This window comes from Paenibacillus sp. B1-35, assembly GCF_050474385.1.
GTDB lineage: Bacteria > Bacillota > Bacilli > Paenibacillales > Paenibacillaceae > Paenibacillus_B > Paenibacillus_B alvei.
This window is the reverse complement of record NZ_JBCHVJ010000001.1, coordinates 272892-290144: the sequence shown is the minus strand read 5'-3', so window position 1 is coordinate 290144 and position 17253 is coordinate 272892. Positions and strand designations below refer to the sequence as shown.

14 protein-coding genes and 1 pseudogene are annotated in these 17253 nt (G+C 44.3%); 4 read left to right on the top strand and 11 right to left on the bottom strand.

Features of this window, described 5'->3' with window-relative positions; all coding sequences use genetic code 11:
* Positions 1-123: 123 nt before the first annotated feature.
* The 7 genes from ACQ5BJ_RS01400 to ACQ5BJ_RS01370 form a co-directional block, all read right to left on the bottom strand.
* Positions 124-3558 (bottom strand): DUF11 domain-containing protein, encoded by a 3435-nt coding sequence (locus ACQ5BJ_RS01400; RefSeq protein WP_430107985.1) that lies wholly within the window; start codon positions 3556-3558, stop codon positions 124-126.
* A 122-nt stretch (positions 3559-3680) separates the two neighbouring features.
* Positions 3681-4535 carry a GNAT family N-acetyltransferase gene (locus ACQ5BJ_RS01395; RefSeq protein WP_005549323.1) on the bottom strand — a complete coding sequence of 285 codons (855 nt, stop codon included), beginning with the start codon at positions 4533-4535 and terminating at the stop codon, positions 3681-3683.
* Positions 4536-4615: 80 nt separating this feature from the next.
* A complete protein-coding gene (locus tag ACQ5BJ_RS01390; protein WP_005549326.1) occupies positions 4616-5113 on the bottom strand; it encodes a DinB family protein in 498 nt (165 codons plus the stop codon).
* A gap of 15 nt (positions 5114-5128) precedes the next feature.
* Positions 5129-5653: a HugZ family protein gene (locus ACQ5BJ_RS01385; RefSeq protein ID WP_430107982.1), complete on the bottom strand. Its 525-nt coding sequence runs from the start codon at positions 5651-5653 to the stop codon at positions 5129-5131.
* Positions 5631-6443, bottom strand: coding sequence for an ABC transporter ATP-binding protein (locus ACQ5BJ_RS01380; RefSeq protein WP_005549329.1), 813 nt, complete (start codon positions 6441-6443; stop codon positions 5631-5633). Before ACQ5BJ_RS01380 ends, ACQ5BJ_RS01385 begins: the two co-directional genes overlap by 23 nt.
* 3 nt (positions 6444-6446) lie before the next feature.
* The gene (locus ACQ5BJ_RS01375; protein WP_430107980.1) at positions 6447-7442 is read right to left on the bottom strand and encodes a FecCD family ABC transporter permease; all 996 of its coding nucleotides are present in this window, start codon (positions 7440-7442) and stop codon (positions 6447-6449) included.
* Between the two features lie 14 nt (positions 7443-7456).
* Positions 7457-8446: a helical backbone metal receptor gene (locus tag ACQ5BJ_RS01370; protein ID WP_430107977.1), complete on the bottom strand. Its 990-nt coding sequence runs from the start codon at positions 8444-8446 to the stop codon at positions 7457-7459.
* 260 nt (positions 8447-8706) lie between these two features.
* Between ACQ5BJ_RS01370 and ACQ5BJ_RS01365 the strand changes: the two genes are divergently transcribed.
* Both ACQ5BJ_RS01365 and ACQ5BJ_RS01360 read left to right on the top strand, forming a co-directional pair.
* Complete coding sequence (locus ACQ5BJ_RS01365) at positions 8707-9216, top strand: C40 family peptidase (RefSeq protein WP_197268325.1); 510 nt, start codon at positions 8707-8709, stop codon at positions 9214-9216.
* A gap of 263 nt (positions 9217-9479) precedes the next feature.
* Entirely contained in the window at positions 9480-10367 is an 888-nt protein-coding gene (locus tag ACQ5BJ_RS01360) for a fructose bisphosphate aldolase (RefSeq protein ID WP_268600311.1), read from the top strand.
* Between the two features lie 114 nt (positions 10368-10481).
* Here ACQ5BJ_RS01360 and ACQ5BJ_RS01355 read toward each other — a convergent pair whose 3' ends face one another.
* Positions 10482-11339 carry a LysR family transcriptional regulator gene (locus ACQ5BJ_RS01355; protein ID WP_005549338.1) on the bottom strand — a complete coding sequence of 286 codons (858 nt, stop codon included), beginning with the start codon at positions 11337-11339 and terminating at the stop codon, positions 10482-10484.
* A gap of 120 nt (positions 11340-11459) precedes the next feature.
* Between ACQ5BJ_RS01355 and ACQ5BJ_RS01350 the strand changes: the two genes are divergently transcribed.
* Positions 11460-12617, top strand: coding sequence for an MFS transporter (locus ACQ5BJ_RS01350; protein ID WP_430107973.1), 1158 nt, complete (start codon positions 11460-11462; stop codon positions 12615-12617).
* Positions 12618-12673: 56 nt separating this feature from the next.
* Here the strand turns inward: ACQ5BJ_RS01350 and ACQ5BJ_RS01345 are convergent, their stop codons facing one another.
* On the bottom strand, positions 12674-13852 hold the full coding sequence (locus ACQ5BJ_RS01345) for an acyltransferase (RefSeq protein WP_005549343.1): 1179 nt from the start codon (positions 13850-13852) through the stop codon (positions 12674-12676).
* 569 nt (positions 13853-14421) lie between these two features.
* On the opposite strand from ACQ5BJ_RS01345, the pseudogene ACQ5BJ_RS01340 reads away from it, so the two are divergent.
* Positions 14422-15112 (top strand): annotated as a pseudogene (locus ACQ5BJ_RS01340) (IS3 family transposase); the annotation flags it as partial.
* Between the two features lie 145 nt (positions 15113-15257).
* Here ACQ5BJ_RS01340 and ACQ5BJ_RS01335 read toward each other — a convergent pair.
* Together ACQ5BJ_RS01335 and ACQ5BJ_RS01330 are read right to left on the bottom strand one after the other, a co-directional pair.
* A complete protein-coding gene (locus ACQ5BJ_RS01335; RefSeq protein WP_289355379.1) occupies positions 15258-16439 on the bottom strand; it encodes a hypothetical protein in 1182 nt (393 codons plus the stop codon).
* 111 nt (positions 16440-16550) lie between these two features.
* Positions 16551-16730 (bottom strand): IS3 family transposase, encoded by a 180-nt coding sequence (locus tag ACQ5BJ_RS01330; protein ID WP_353961236.1) that lies wholly within the window; start codon positions 16728-16730, stop codon positions 16551-16553.
* Between the last annotated feature and the right edge of the window lie 523 nt (positions 16731-17253).

Below are 17253 nucleotides of genomic sequence, written 5' to 3'. Positions count from 1 at the left end.
AACTTATCATATGAACTTAGATGAGAAGCAAAATCAGAATCCTGCTCCGGATTCAATCCTGTTGAACAAAAGAAAAACTCATGCGAGCATGAGTTTTCTGCAAAATGTAAGTCCATTATTCTTTTACACAAACGGAAATACTTCTGGGCATTGTTTTGGAAAGCTGATGCTGCATACCTCTGGTATCGGTATTAATGCTCTAGGTTGACAAAATGTAGCTTCAACCATCATCGGTATTATAAATTTCACTACAAGTTCCAAACACCAATCCAATTGCAGCTCAATCGTTAAGCTGTCAGTGAGTCGAGCATCACAATGGATATCGAATATTTGAGAAGTAATGTTGGATTCATCTAATGGGAGTGGTAAGCAGAGTGATACTTTCTCGTTATGCTTGACTAATAGTGTAAACGTACATGTTTCTCCTGTTCCGCTATCCGTTAATGTAATAGTTACTTCTGCAGAGCACGTGGTCAATACAATAGCTGCTTGCGATCCGATAATGGGCAGCGGCAGCCGCTTTACAACCGTGACGCTGCATTCTCCCGAAACTGGCACTACATTGCAGCTCACAAGCACTTGCCTACCGCCAGCAATTGCTTGTTCTACGAAAGCTCTGCAGTCTTCCGGAATAGACTCTTCAATGACAAAATCACTCCGATTGACCACCCAATCGAACAGTTTACTGACAGAAATACACTCTAAAGTACGAACAACGAGCGTCGTAACCGTAGCTGTAACAGGAGGCGTATTATCTGCCTGTGCAGTAGCGCTGTTGGTAACCGTCCCTTCTAACAAAGGAATGACCGTAATGACAATCGTCTGTTCTTGCTGCCCTTCTAATGTACCCAAGAAACAAGTGACGGTCTGCCCAGATACAGAACAGGTACCTCCTTCAGATTGAACACTGACAAATTCGACCGTAGGGGGAATGACATCATTTACGATTACATTCGTTAGAGGAAGCTCCCCTAAATTCGCGACACTGATTGTATATTGCAGCGGACTGCCGAGAAGTGCTGGGTTGCTTGAAGCTTGCTTCGAAATTGCGAGCGGCTGTAATACCGTAACGTCTGCAGTTGCTGTTTCAGAGTCTTCGACATTATCTGCGGTCACCACTGCTGTGTTCGTTAATGTTCCTACTATAGATACAATTGCTTCGATCGTAAGATTTGCACATGACCCAGGGGCAATGTTGCCGAACGACGCTGTTATCGTTTGCCCTACCTGCACAAATGTGCCTTCAGATACTTGGATGTCAGTGACATCAACGCCTGCAGGCAATGTATCCACTGCAACCACATTTGTTGCCACTGTCTCTCCCATGTTGCACACCGTCACTTGAAATGTGACTTCATTGCCAAGCGTTACTAGATCCGGTTCGGCAAGCTTCTCAATAGTTAAAAAAGCAGGAGGAAGCGCATTGACAGTCGTCTCAATTATGGATGATACTGGAGGCGTCTGATCAGATGTCGCTGTAGCGGTGTTCGTTACGATGCCCGGAGCTGTAGGAATAACCGTAATCGTGATGATTTCAGACTGACCTGGAGCAAGGGCGCCAATTAATGCAGTTACCGTGCCAGCTACTTCAGTTACGGTTCCTTGTGTAGATTCAGCAGATACGAAGACGAGGCCAGGTGGTAGTACATCCACCACTTCTACTCCGGTTAATAAATCTGTAGTTTCATTAGACACTACGATCGTGTATACAAGCTCCTCACCGACAGTTGCGGGATCCGGTCCAGCGAACTTCGATATCAATAACTCAAGTATCGGTTGTTCGATAACTAGAGTTTCTGTTGTCGAGATTTGGGGTTCAGTCTGATCTGAAAAAGTCGTTGCCGTGTTCAAGACTGTACCTGTAACCGTTGGGATTACGACGATAAAAATGACCACTGTCTCTCCTGGGGCTAGTGAACCAATGTCATTCGTAATTGTCGTGCCGTCGAACGAAATCGTACCTTGATCCGATTCAGCAGATACAAAGGTGGTTCCTGCTGGCAGCGGATCATTCATGACGACGTTGGTTGCTGTGCTCCCCCCGATATTTGAGACAAATATAATATAGACGAGCTCCGAATTTACGGCGACGATGGGGGGAAAGTCCAATTTCTCAATTTCTAGAATTGGAGGCGGCAGTGGAATTACGGTATTGACTGCGGTTGAGGAAATGATGCCGGTCTGATTTGCTTGAGCTGAAGCAGTATTGGATATGAGACCAGCCGCTGTTGCCAGCACGGTAATATTGACGGTTACACTCTGACCAACAGGGATCGTCCCAATATCTACGGTAACCGTGCCAGCAGCAAACGATGCCGTACCTTGTGTGGTTTGCACGGATTGAAACGTTACACCAGCAGGGAGCGGGTCAGTAAGTACGGTGTTCACAAGCGGGGAATCTCCATCGTTGCTGACGACAATGGTATATACAATTTCTTCTCCAACAGTTACTGTATCCGGGAAGGAGTTCTTCTCTACCAGCAAGGTTGGCGGGATGTTGTCAATTTGAATCGCCAGCAAATTGACGGTATATCCGTCGCCATTCGTTCCGAATTGAAGGGCTGCTGAAGTTTGCCCATTCACAAGGCTGGAAGAAATGTCTACGTTGGCAATATCCCATCCTTGGCGATTTCCTTCAATGATATTCGTCCCTGGCTGCCCAGGTATCGGATTGCGATCGCCGAATGTAGCAGTCGGATTGATATTCCCGTTATCATCATAGATTAACGACTGGAAAAAGTTATTCGTAAACCCTGCCGGCTGCGGGATCGTAGTAAGGTTGGCCAGAGTGGGTCCAAATCGTACGAAGTCACCCGTAATCCCAGCATCTCCTTCTTGTGCGCTAACGAGCAGTCGCCCGGTAATAGGCCCGAATGAAGGGGTTTGGAAGTTCCCAATCATCTCGTTAACTGGCGGAGATACCGATTGAATCGGCACGTTCCCGACATATAAATTCATGCTGCGGAATGGTAATGCAGGATTTACGTATACGACCCCGAGTGTCCAGCCGGCGAAGCTAGTCGTATTCGGATCCGGAACCAGTGTTCCAACGATTTTGCCAGCCCCGTAAGTGCCCGCACCGCCTCCAGCAACAAGCGCTGTTACGTTCGCAGAGCGAACATAGCCTAAATCGCCTTGAATATTAACCGCATAATTGAAGAATGTCTCTGGCTGGATATTGAACGTGCCTGTTGGTGTGCTGAATCTGACGGGGTCATTCAAGCGGGCTGATAAGTCTTCCCCGCCTGGCGTATTGATTAAATAGGTTCCACCCCATACTAATTCAGCGTATACAACCGTACTTCCCGGAGTGAGAACAAGCGAGTTTGTTGAAAAATTCATCATATACATATTCGTCGTTCCCCCGCCAGTCGCAGGACTGGACGGAACTGTGCCGCACACCGAGTTCGGATTATTGATAATAAAGGAGCCGATCGCATCAGCCGTACCCGGTGTGCAAGCAGGTGAAAATCTGGAGGCGCGGCTAATTCCGAGGGAGTTCCCGGTAAACGTAATCGCACCTCTCGTTATCGTACTGAAGCGCAATATGAATGACATTATCTACACATCCTTACAGCATACGTGATAGTATGATCATCATATTCTGTACAGGTGCCTTTAGTTCATTGACCTTATTTAGGCTTATCTACTCCTGCTCTATGAGAAAGTCATTTATCCTATCATTCACAGAAGCAATACATTTCAAATTGCTCAAGCTGATTTTTCTCGAAGCGCTGACTTCGCAAAAAACCTTCCAACTGATGATTGTTAGGGAATGATATCGATAATCGTTCAGGCTGTTTCTCCTCTACAAGCTTTGCCAGCATGCTTGTCGCAATTCCTTGGTGTCGATAACCGGCATCTACATATAGAAAACTAACCTTGCCAGAATCGCTCATACATACCGTTCCAATGATCATATCGTCCAGATAAGCGACAGCATAGGTATTATTTTCTGACCGCTTCATATAGTCCAAATCATTCTGCCAATTGATATGCTCGATGCGCAAGTTTTGTACGTAGTGTTCGAAGCTGTCAAATGCAATTGGTTTAATTACAAGCCCCTCAACCTTTCGTTCTGTCAAACGCAACGGTTGGTGCAGCGTATAGTAACGAAGGTCATATACTTTGCGGTAACCAAGCTTCTTATAAAATTGAATTGCCCTGTTGTTTCCCACAATAACCTCAAGGAATAATTGTTTACACTCGCATGCAAGCGCGTTCGCTTTATGCAGCTCGAACAATTTTGAGCTGACCCCAGTACCGCGATAATCAGGATGTACTGCAAGTGTACCGCACCGCATCGTCAGCACACCCTCATACCGTTTCAATCCGCCCAAAATTAACCCTATTGGCTTGTCCTCATCCATCGCAATATAGGAATATTCCAATTGGTTCCCCTCAGCGCCAAAGAAGCGTGATATGAACAAATCTTGCGAATGATCCATTTTCACGATGTAGTCAGAAAAACCAACTGTAAACGCTCTGTAAGCCAGAGAAATATCGACTTCTGAGCAATTGTGGTACGTTATCATTTACCATCATCCTCCAGATCAATTCTCTCGGGTGCTATCATACTCCACACAAAGAAAAGAAATCAACCGTAAGGCTGATTTCAATGTAAGGTAGTGGATACGGTTTTTGGCTTTCTTGCCGGAACTGAGTTCGGATTCGTATGCTTGAGAAGCAGCGCAATTTGTCCCGCATGCAGGCTCGTATGATATAGCAGCCGTCCAACCGCTTGCAGCGGTGTGATCGTACCCATAGGAGACTTCACGGGAACATGCCACGATTGTTCAGGCAGAGCACGCATTGCATGGCCAATATGCTCTTGCGATTCGCGGATTAACTGGAGCATTTCGAAAATGCTAGTATACGAGTTCGGGTCTCCCGCTGGGCCCCGACTTGTTCGAATTTCCATATTCATTGGCAATTCTTGACCAAAGTACCATTCCGCAAACAAATATTCCACTTCTGCATTGTGTCTGATCATGTAGCCAATCGTAGCATTGCCCACTCCGTAGCTTAATTCATCATCCGTTAATTCCTTCACCATATGATAGAATCGTTCCTGAATCGTCTCCCATATGACGGATACAGTATCATAAGTCATCGTCCTGGCCTCCTCTTATGCTGGGCTGATCTGATCAGCCTGTTGATGCCCGTCTCTAGCAACATGATCAAATCGCAAAGCTTCCAAATCAATATTATAGGCTTGACCAAAGCCTGCAACGTATCGTCCCTCTGTAGGCATCAGCTCAAATAATGAAAAATCAAGTCCCCTAAGCATTTGAATCATGCTTGCTCCAAATGATGTTTCGAATTGTGTGAAAATCGCATCTTCTGCTACACTCTCCAACTTCGAAGCCAAGCATGCAAACCGGGCACGCTGTCTCGCAAACATATTGTTGGTCTTAGATTCATCCTCAATCATCATAATATCGACACGAGGATTTTCCTCAAGATAACGATAATGCTGAGCAATTTTGCTTATGTAAATATACAGCTTGCCTTTCATTCTCACATAAGGAGCATATGAGACAAACGGACTTCCATCTTCTGCAATCGTACTGAGCGTTACGGATTGCACACTATCAATGAACTCCATATATCGACGCTTCATCTTTTCATTATCCTGCTGCTTCATTGACATTCCTCGCTTCCTTATTCCATTTATTCAACACATGTATTCGAGGATGTTCTCCATCTGGAGAATCCTGAATATCTGTATCTACTCCATATACACTTCTTATTAGTTCGGAAGTGAATACGGTTCGTGGTGTCCCGCACATACGAATCCCGCCTTCTTTTATCACACACACCCGATCACTATATGCACTGGCATGGTTCAAATCATGCAGCACCATGATGACCGTAAGCTTCAGCTCACGATTCAACGTGCGAACCAATTCCAGTACCTCTAGTTGGTGAGCAATATCAAGATAGGTTGTAGGCTCATCGAGCAAAAGCACCTTGGGACGCTGGGCCAAGGCCATTGCCAACCAGGCACGCTGCGCCTCTCCACCGGACAATGTCACTAATCTTCGTTCACGAAATAGAGTCATGCCTGTGAGCTCCATAGCCCAATGAATAATCTCCTTATCCTCCACATTGATTCGTTCATACCATTTCTTGTGCGGCATTCGCCCATACCCTACCAATTCCTCTACAGTCATATCCGCCGGACTCATATTCGATTGGCACAGCAAGCACATGATACGCGACAGTTGTTTTGAGTTGAATTGCTGTAATTCCTGATTTGCAATACAAATTCGGCCGCTCTCACAAGGAATAAGCCTCGTTATGGCCTTCAGTACGGTAGATTTGCCGGAACCGTTGGGGCCGATAATCGTGAGAACCTCCCCCTCGTTTACATCTAGTGTAAAATCACGAATGATCTTCTTTTCCCCATACCTAATGTTTAAAGACGACACTTGCAGCATCAGTCAGGCATCTCCTTTCCGCATCAAATATAAGAAGTACGGACCGCCAACCATGGCCATAACAATACCCGCAGGAATCTCTATCGGGCTGAAGATTGTCCGTCCAATGGTATCTGCCACGAGCAGCACCATCGAACCGAGAAACAGGCTAAGCGGAAGACGATAGCGATAGTCAGATCCGATAAGAATTCTAGCAATGTGCGGTACGAGAAGCCCAACGAAACCGACAAGCCCAACCGTGGACACTGATATCGCAGCCAAGTATATGGCAACAAAAGATAGGATGATCCGAATATGAGTCAAATTCAGTCCTAAATTATGCGCTACCTGTTCACCCAATCGCAAGATGTTCGCATGTCGTATGCAAAGCAGTGCTGCTGCCCATCCGACTATGGAGTATGGCAAAATGACGAGCACATCCGCCATTCCGGTGCTCGATAGGCTGCCGTTCAGCCATTGCAAGGCAGATGGAAGACGATCACTGTACATCATAGACAGCAGGCCAATCATTCCCCCGAAGACAGCATTTACAGCAACCCCTGACAAAATGATCCGTACCGGAGTTAATCCAAAATGCTTTTTCCAAGCTAGCCCATACACCATTAACGCCGCGATACTGCCCCCAATGATAGCGGAAACTGGAACCATCGAATAATAGCCTGGCATCGCCAGCATGATGAACAATACTGTAACAGCCGCACCGCTTGATACTCCAGTCAACCCTGGATCAGCAAGTGGATTGAGGACTACCGCCTGCATTAATGCACCTGAAGCTGCCAAATTAGCCCCTATAAATAAAGCCATCAGTACTCTTGGTATTCGAATGTCCCACAATATCGTATTGGAAACGTCATTTCCGGCTCCAAATACGGCATCTATTGTCTCCTTAGGACTGAACTGTACGCTTCCAATTCCGATGGACAGTAATGTCAGAATGGCAAGCAATATAACAGCTAAGAGGAGAAGAATGGATTTATAACTTGATGTTTTCTTCTTCACGCAGCTGAAACCCCTTATTTATCAAATAAAATGTGCGCCATGTCCTTATATGCTGCTGGAGCCTTCACAATAGACGCAATACCATACAGTTGAGGATCCAGAGCCTTCATTTTTCCGTTTTTAAAGGCGTTCATTTTCTCCCATGCTCCATTCTTCTTCACATCATCCTCGAACTTCTTGGCAATTGCATTCGGATCACCGTGTGCAACCAATAAAATAACGTCAGGATTGGCCGCAATTACACTTTCCATATTGATTGGTACATAGTCTTCTGCTTTCTTCATGAATTCAGACAGCACATTCGTCGCACCCAAATTGCGAGCAATGCTGCCAGCAAATGTATTGTCATTCATGAGCATTAATGATTCAGCAGAACCGAATAGTATCATGACTTTCGGTGCAGGCTTGCCCTTCACCGAAGCAAGTATCGCTTGTTCCTCACGGTGAATCTTCTCCAAATAGGCTTTTGCCTTATTCTCGTGTCCAAACACACGTCCAAGTACGGTTGTGCTTAGCTTCAATTGCTCTAAGGAATCCGCAGGCAAATAGGCAGTCGGAATTGATGCTGGCTTCAACTTTTTTTCTATGCTGTCCTTAATCGACATTGGTCCTACGATAATATCCGGTTGCAGTTTAGCGATTTGCTCCAAATCAGGCTGGTGAGAGGAACCGATGCGCGGAACATGTTCGAATGCTTCTGGGAGCTTGCTGCTAGATTTAGGGACTCCTGCTGGAACAACACCAATTTCATGCAAGATTTCGGTAATAGACACGGATAAAGTCACAATCTTCTCTGGCTTCTTCGTGCCGAATTGCTGCATTAGCTTCCCTACTTCTCCATGATCCCCTTTTTCCTCAGCTAGGCTATTCGTATCTTGTGATGAACTTGCGGGAGATTCGGCCGCTGGGTTCGGACTTGATGCGGGAGATGCCCCGTTCGAGTTGCCGCAAGCAGCAAGCACAATGACCATTAGGGCAATGACCCCGTACTGTATAGCTTTCATTGATTATGTATACCTCCTTGATAACTCAATATATGAGAATGATTATCACATTTATGATAACGATTCTCATTATAAAGATATTGATTATCATTATCAACTGCATTTTTAATCTTATTCTCATCTGTTTATCATAAAGCTCTGTTTTTCCTGTTGTAATGCTGGTTTGCAGATTTCGCAGAAGATTATGGGTGGAATTTGGTGTGCTATGCTAGTCCCAGTCATTCGGCTAATACTATTTTCTCATCCATAAGGAGGATACTATGAACAAATTAATGACAACAAGAATTGGAAAAACATTGCTGAGTATCGGGATTTGCTCAACGGTCGCCTTATCGGGGAGCATTCTGAGCGACGCTACCGTTATGAAGGCAGAAGCCGCATACTCTACTTCAGTAGCGAATAAAGTAATCCAAACAGGGAAAAAATATATAGGCACTCCTTATGTATTTGGTGCAAAGACTGGAAGAACAACTGCGTTTGATTGCTCTTCCTTTACCCAATATATTTTCAAGAAAAACGGTATAAAACTGCCTCGTTCTTCAAGACAACAATCCAAGGTTGGCACAAAGGTTTCTAAAACTAAATTGCTTCCTGGCGACCTTATTTTCTCGGATACAAATCGTGACGGTGTCATAAATCACGTATCTGTATATATGGGCAACAACAAAGTCATCCACACCTATAAAAAGGGTGTAGGTGTAACGATCTCGAACTTCAAAGGCAGCGCTTGGGACAAAACTTTTGTTACGGCTAGACGTGTTATTCGATAAGAACATTCTTTAAAGCAATATGCCGCCAGCTCTGATCTGACACCGTGCGTCATACAACAATTTGTTGTACAATAAAGGAAACTCTACCTGACGTACGGGACAAGCCTAACCCAACAGCCTATATTCAGCTTGGCTGCATATGTGTGACCGTCCTAGGCTAATGTGAACGCGTCAAGTTCTGTTTCTATTGTAGCCTCAACAGATGGATGGAAACATCTACTCCGTTGAGAGCTCCATCCCACTTACAGGAAGGAGAATCTTCAATGAACAAAGAACAACTGGAACGAATTCATACGGGAAAGGGTTTTATTGCAGCATTAGATCAGAGCGGCGGAAGCACGCCAAAGGCATTACTGCAGTATGGCATTACAGAGGATCGTTACTCCAATGACGAAGAAATGTTCGAGCTCGTTCACGAGATGAGAACACGGATCATTACGAGCTCGGCATTTGATTCGAAGTATATTTTGGGGGCCATCTTATTCGAGAATACGATGGATCGGACGATCGAAGGTCAATTTACCGCAGACTACTTGTGGGAAAAGAAAGGCATCGTTCCTTTCTTGAAGGTCGATAAAGGTTTGGCTGATCTTGAACAGGGCGTTCAATTAATGAAGCCTATGCCTGAGCTTGACGACCTATTAAAGCGAGCAGTTGACAAACATATTTTCGGGACAAAGATGCGCTCGGTCATTAAAGAAGCGAACGAAGTAGGAATACGTAAAGTCGTCGAGCAGCAGTTCGAAGTCGGCAAACAAATCTGGTCGATGGGTCTTGTACCTATAATTGAACCAGAAGTCGATATCTATAGCCCTGATAAACAGCAATCCGAGCAAATCTTGAAGAATGAGCTTCTTAAGCAATTGGCGGCGCTTGATCAAGATGTAAAAGTAATGCTCAAGCTGTCCATCCCTACAGCAGATGATTTCTATCGTGAATTGATTGAAGATCCGCATGTTCTCCGCGTTGTGGCATTGTCAGGCGGTTACGATCAAGGAGAAGCAAATGAGAGATTGGCTCGCAACCATGGTTTAATTGCCAGTTTCTCACGCGCCTTGTCCGTTGGATTGACTGCGCAGCAGACATCGGAGCAATTCGATGAGACATTGTCCCGCTCCATCCAATCGATTTACGAAGCTTCCATCAGTTAATCGATATGCACGGCAGCGATTTAGTAATGGCCAGCCTTTACAAAAATGAATCAGAACTCCCGCGGATTCTGGAATTCGCGGGAGTTTTTGCATGCCTGTATATATGTTCTTTGATTAGCATTCTAGTTGATTACTGACAAGGAAAGCTTCTATCGTGGGGCTGCCTATACGATAGGCAAGACAAATAGGTCGACTGGTATCCTGTAAGAGCGGTTTATGGAGCATTTGCTCGTAAGACTGGAACAGCAGCTTCGGCCCGATCGTAACTCCTATTCCTTGCGATGCCATATTGATAATCGTGTCACAATGCAATACTTCCATTAGCACATTAGGCGTCACATTATGATCGGTCAAGCACGCAAGCACTTGCCGTTGATAGGAAGCCCTTGGCATGATGAAATCGATACCCTCTAATTGCTTTATATCGAGCACTTCCAACTGTGCGAATGGATGATTGTGAGGCATACCAACTACCAGTTCATCCTCATGAATGAGAATTTTGTGCAGGTGACCTTTCTCTTCCGTATTCATTACAAACCCGATATCCACCGTTCCATTTGTAAGCCATGTAAGAATTTCATCATAGGTACCTTCAAAAAGGACGACCTTGACACAGGGATGATTTGTTTTAAGTTGTGCGATCATAGGCGGAAGTAATTGAGATGCAGCACTTGTAAAGGCGCCAATCTTTAATGTCCCCTCTAGTTGATGATTCTCCACTGATATTTCCTCACGGATAATTGCTTCGCTGCGCAGGATCTGCATCATGTGCGGAATGAGACGATCTGCCAGTACAGTCGTGCTTATCTTCGCTTGCTTGCTTCGATTCAGAAGCGCATAACCGATCTCCTTCTCCAAACTTGCAATTGCATGGCTGACAGCAGATTGTGTCATATTGAGCTGTTCAGCAGCCTTCGTAAAATTCCCCTGCTCTACTACCTTCATGAATACTTCATAGCGTGCTATCGTCATGAAATGTCCTCATACCTTCCATGCAAAACATTAATTTCACTAATATAAGTATACTCGTTACAATAGGCATTGAACAGCTCATTGCGCAAAAATGTAGATCATATAAAGGTTGGTGCTGAAATGAAAAAAATAACATTACTATTATTCGGCATGTTTGCCTTAGGCGTCGATGCCTATGTCATGGCTGGAATATTGCCGCTTATTGCGGCAGATTTCGGCGTATCGATTGGAACAGCAGGGCAATCGGTAAGCGCGTTTACGTTGTGTTATGCAATCGCGGCTCCCCTATTCGCCGCCATGATGAGCCGAACGAACACAAAGCATATTCTAATCGCTGCACTATCGATGTTCACCCTTGCTAATATGATGACTGCAGTTACGCAGAATTTCGCCATTTTCCTCCTATCTAGAGGAATTGCAGGAATCGGAGCCGGGCTCTATTCGCCATTAGCATCCTCTGCGGCAGTTCACCTCGCTTCCGAGCAGCATCGCGGCAGAGCTCTAAGTTTGATCTTATTTGGCATGAGTGCCGGTACGGTAATCGGTGTGCCGCTTGGAATTTATATTTCTTCCCTGCATAACTGGAGATTGACAATGTGGTCAATTGTATGTGTTGGTCTTATTGGCATCATTGCAATCGCAAGCCGGTTTCCAGAAATACGGAGCAACAGCTTGCCGACATTGAGCGATAGATTGTCGATGTTCAAAAATAAACAGATTACGCTTGTAATGCTCGTTACGGCAATTTTAAGTTTTTGCAGTCTAGGGCTGTATACGTATTTGGATCAGATCATCTCTGCATTCGAATATGAGCATTCGATTTGGTTCATTTGGTTGTGGGGGCTTGGCGGGATCGCCGGCAGCTTCTTCATCGGGTCGATCATGGATCGATATAAGCGTCCGAGAACAATTATGCTTGTTCTTATCATGCTGTTAATGCTGTCGATGATGTTCATGGATATGGTTCATCCATATGCGGCTGGTCTCGGTTTCTTGCTCATGCTGTGGGGAGCTTCGGGGTGGGCCTCCATTGCAACCCAGCAAAAAACACTGGTTGAAATCAGCCCTCGACACGCGACAATTTCTATCGCCTTGCTTAGTTCGATTAACTATTTAGCAGGATCTATCGGTACAATGTCCTTCGGTGCCTTGCTTGAGCGGAATGAAAATCCTGCCAATCTCCCCTATTTTACAGGTGCGGTTCTTGTTGGAGGTTTATTCCTTCAATCCTTTTTCATGTACAAAACAGGCGCCCGTGAAGCTAGCGTTCAATCATAATCCACCATTAAAATTAAGAAGGAAGACCTTCGCGATGAAGGCCTTCCTCTTTTCATTTATTCCGATATGCTTGGTGCATTCGCCTCTTGGTGCGGCTTGCCTGCAATTCGACTTCCGCTTTCCTTGCCATGAACCGGTACAGCGCCAAATGCCACCCACGACCACGGAGTTGCACGCGATATGATATATACGATGAACCAAGTGCCGAATAACGCGAATATCCAGCCACCTGCAATATACAGTGCATACTCGATTGTATTTCCTTTTACACCTATCTTTCGATAAATAGCGAGCAGCAAAGGATGCAGCAAATAGATACCGAAAGAACAAACTCCCAACGAGGTCGTCCAGGAAGATATTTTTCTCCCACAGCAGTAATATAGTACATATGAGATTTGAATAAGAATAATGCACGACAGTATCGAATGTACATACCAGACGAGCTCATACCACAACGTGTTGACGAATATCTTGCTCACATTCGCGCGGTAAAAGATGTATGCATGATAAATTCCGAGCATGATCCACGCACCCCATAAAACAATCCAGCCCAACAATTGCTTATATCCATTAGTGAAGCGAACGAGCCAATTACGGAGCGATTCGTATTGCAAGGCAATCCATGCCCCCAATATGAAGTAAGACAAATATGAGATTGCCAGATTTCCTCTTGGAATTTGCCAACCGTATTTATTGCCGATAATAAATCCCCATTGCAGCAATGCTGCGGCCAAGAACAGAATTGGGACGGCCTGGCGCATCTTTTGGATTATGGCTAACAAAAGTGGAAACAGTACATAGAACTGAACGATAATAATAATATAATACAGATGCGTATATGCCCTTCCACTCAGTAGATCTCTCACAAAATCATAAGCAACCGACCACGATAAATGGAATAGCACACCATTACGATAAAGCTGCAAGACAAAGTATAATACAGAAAAAACAAGGTATGGCACTAAAATGTAAAGTAATCGTTTCCGGTAAAATTGGCGGATGACACCGCCGCTTAACGGTTTGTCCATATAATTATAAAACAATACGAAACCACTTAAGAAAATAAATACGGGTACTGCAAACTTACTAAAGATATTCACTACTAAATAAAGTGGATATGAACGAGTGCCTATCGTTAATGCTACCGCTTCCGATGTCGCATGTATCGCCAGAACCGCCATGATTGCAAGTGCCCGATAAGCATCGAGCTCTTGTATTCTTTCCTTCAATGTCACGCATTTCAACTCCTCAATGAGTATGATTACAATGCGAAAAGTGCTTTTCACCGTCTATGACGATGCGAATTCCGAAAATGTGACATTAAAATCAAAAAAATTGTGAAGATTATTGGTTCGGTAAGTGATATAATTAGCAAACAATAGAATGGTATATTGCAAACATAGGAGCATTTGAAGCAACGACGGGGATACTTTTTTAACCACGATTTCCATAAATATAATACATAACCTTTTTCTTCCTTGCAACAACAACTTTTCTGGCTGTACTTCATTTGAGTCGTCAGCAATATGGAATCAGCAAAAAAGTACAATACTAGACATAAAAAAGATCGGATGCGAGAACTTTCGTTAAATAGACTAAACTAAGAAGAGGATATTATGTTCAATATATGAGCATGTATCCTCTTTTCTTATACATATTAGATTAGTTATACAGATACTGAAAATACAGTTCAATATGTATATAATATTCAGAAAATATCCAGAAAATAGAGCATACTTAGGCGGAGGACGTATCCCATAGCGGGAGACGTAGTGAGGTCTTTAACCGAGCGCAGTTACTAGAAATGGTCATATACCGACTACATCTGTACTTTGGCTATCTGTGTATGACCGTTGCTTTGAAACGCGAAGGGATTCATGTTAACCATAAGCGTGTTTATCGGATTATTAAGTAACTTGGTATTCGCTCTGTCATTCGAAAGAAACGTCGTTATTCTGGCAAGCAGGTATCTGTTGTTCATCCGAATCGACTTGAACGAAAGTTTTATGTAGAAGCCTCTCTGCGTAAATTAGTAACCGACATTACCTATATTCGGGTAGGAGATCGCTTTGTATATCAATCCGCGATACAGGATCTCTTCAATAACGAGATTATGGCTAAGCAATTATCTGATCGTGATCTCGCACTCGTTACGAAGACTTTGGACATCCTTAGCGAGAAGACGGATCTCAATGGTGTTCTCCTGCATTCCTGACCAAGGATTTCAATATACATCAAAGCCTTTTAACAACAAGCTCACGAAGCTTGGAATACTAGACAGTCATTCTAGACGTGGAAACTGCTTTGACAATGCATGCATTGAATCGTTCTTTTCACATCTTAAAACAGAAAAGATTTATCTAACTCATTTGCAAACGATGTCTGAATTAGAGCAAGCTATTTAAGAACATGTTTCCTTCTACAACCATGAACGCTTCCAAAAGAAATTAAACGACCGCTCCCCGGTAGAATATCGGGAAACGGTCGCAGCATAAAGGCGTCTCTTTTTTTGTGTTTATTTGACAGAGTTATGACCACCCTTTGTTTACCCCTTATTTTGTTAACATAACTTAGAAAGCTAGTAAGAGGTCTACTTTCTCGCATTCGTTGTAGTCAACAGTAAAACACCGATAATACAGACTATAAAGCAACCGGCCCTTGCCAAGCCTCGGTTCCGACCACCCACATAACATTTACACGACCCTGATTATCTACGACGAACAAGTCGATCTGGTTTCCTGCCTGTCGTTCAGTTGCTAAAGATGCACCTGGGAGGGCGAAGTCCTGACCGGTCAGGGCGACCGGTCCTTGCCAAGCCCCGGTTCCGACCACCCACATGACATTTATACGCCCTTGACTATCCACGAAGAACAAATCAATCTGGTTCATTGTCTGTCGTTCTGTTGCAAAAACTCCATCAAAGGCGACTGAACCAGTCAGAGCGACCGGCCCTTGCCAAGCTCCGGTTCCGACCACCCACATGACATTTACGCGACCAAAATTATCCGCGACAAACAGGTCAATCTGGTGGGGCGTTTGTCGTTCAGTTGCTAAATGTGCACCAGGTTTAGTGAAGTTCGGACCGGTCAAGGCGATCGGCGGATGCCAAGGCTCAGTTCCAACCACCCACATAACATTTACGCGACCCTGATTATCCACGACGAACAGGTCGATCTGATCGGCCGTCTGTCGTTCGGTTGCTAAATGTGCACCAGGTTTAGTAAAGTTCGGACCAGTCAAGGCGACCGGTGCATGCCAAGGCTCGGTTCCGACCACCCACATAACATTTACGCGACCCTGATTATCTACGACGAACAGGTCAATCTGGTTCATTGTCTGTCGTTCTGTTGCTAAAGCTGCGCCAGGTGGGGCGAAGTTCGGACCAGTCAGGGCGACTGGTGGATGCCAAGGCCCGGTTCCGACCACCCACATAACGTTTACGCGACCCTGATTATCTACGACGAACAGGTCGATCTGATCGGCCGTCTGTCGTTCGGTTGCTAAAGCTGCGCCAGGTGGAGCGAAGTTCGGACCGGTCAAAGTAACCGGCCCTTGCCAAGCCCCAGTTCCGACTACCCACATGACATTTACGCGGCCTTGATCGTCTACGTAGAAAATATCAATCTGGTCTTCAGTCTGTCGTTCTGTTGCTAAAGATGACCCAGGATAGGCAGTCGTAACTGGACGATTCCTGACACTACCGTTTACCTGATATCTTGAAGAACCGTCATATCCAAATAGAGATGGAACAGAATATGGCGATGATGGGTACCATGTTGGATATGGATAAAAAGGTAGCTGGCTGTATAATGGTCTTCTCAAAGTTTCCCCCTCCTTTTTTTCTAAAATATATTATTCCTGGTTCCATGTTATGGTTAGTTGTCCCGTATTTAAATTATATTTCCAGTCAGGATCGTGGACTGTCACACAAAACTAGACCAATTTTCTGTAATCAACTGGGCTCATATAGCCTAGTGTTCCGTGAAATCGGTGTTTATTGTACCAGTTCACATAATCATTTAACTCCAATTTCAGATGCTGAAGGCTATGAAAATTCATTTGGTTAATGAACTCCGTTTTCATGATTTTAAATGTGGCTTGTAGCAACGGCATTGTCGTAAGGACAACCTTTCATGCTTGACCGATTAGGAACTCAGTCAACGTTTCATCGATCAGCTTGTTCTTAAATTCACTGCCTCGATCGGTATGGAATAATTGAATCAGACGTAGATCACCTTGTTCGAAGCAAATGTCCGTGCTACTCTACTAGTGCAGCATCTTGGTTAGATCCCACACTGGAATAATTTCGATTAAAGAGATCGACAAACATACAGATGTAGTGCACTCTGTTTTTGACTTTGACATAGGTTAGGTCGCTGACTACAACGCGTTTAGCTTCATATTGCTGGAATTGACGATTCAATTTACTTGCTTGCTGGGACTCATCACCCTTACTTTACGGAATACAAAAAGAATCTATTTTGAAAAAAGATTAATCAAAATAGATTCTTTTCCATTAGATTTAAGATTGGTTTTTATAAAAATGTCCTATCCTTATTATTCTCCTTTTTTTAGAGAAATGGATCGAATCACAGGCAAAATAACCCATCCTATAATTAATTGATACTGAGCACCT

Bases quoted from the DNA above. Each gene is read 5' to 3' on its own strand.
- ACQ5BJ_RS01400 (WP_430107985.1), bottom strand. From the start codon at position 3,558: ATGTCATTCATATTGCGCTTCAGTACGATAACGAGAGGTGCGATTACG.
- ACQ5BJ_RS01395 (WP_005549323.1), bottom strand. From the start codon at position 4,535: ATGATAACGTACCACAATTGCTCAGAAGTCGATATTTCTCTGGCTTAC.
- ACQ5BJ_RS01390 (WP_005549326.1), bottom strand. From the start codon at position 5,113: ATGACTTATGATACTGTATCCGTCATATGGGAGACGATTCAGGAACGA.
- ACQ5BJ_RS01385 (WP_430107982.1), bottom strand. From the start codon at position 5,653: ATGTCAATGAAGCAGCAGGATAATGAAAAGATGAAGCGTCGATATATG.
- ACQ5BJ_RS01380 (WP_005549329.1), bottom strand. From the start codon at position 6,443: ATGCTGCAAGTGTCGTCTTTAAACATTAGGTATGGGGAAAAGAAGATC.
- ACQ5BJ_RS01370 (WP_430107977.1), bottom strand. From the start codon at position 8,446: ATGAAAGCTATACAGTACGGGGTCATTGCCCTAATGGTCATTGTGCTT.
- ACQ5BJ_RS01365 (WP_197268325.1), top strand. From the start codon at position 8,707: ATGAACAAATTAATGACAACAAGAATTGGAAAAACATTGCTGAGTATC.
- ACQ5BJ_RS01360 (WP_268600311.1), top strand. From the start codon at position 9,480: ATGAACAAAGAACAACTGGAACGAATTCATACGGGAAAGGGTTTTATT.
- ACQ5BJ_RS01355 (WP_005549338.1), bottom strand. From the start codon at position 11,339: ATGACGATAGCACGCTATGAAGTATTCATGAAGGTAGTAGAGCAGGGG.
- ACQ5BJ_RS01350 (WP_430107973.1), top strand. From the start codon at position 11,460: ATGAAAAAAATAACATTACTATTATTCGGCATGTTTGCCTTAGGCGTC.
- ACQ5BJ_RS01330 (WP_353961236.1), bottom strand. From the start codon at position 16,730: ATGCCGTTGCTACAAGCCACATTTAAAATCATGAAAACGGAGTTCATT.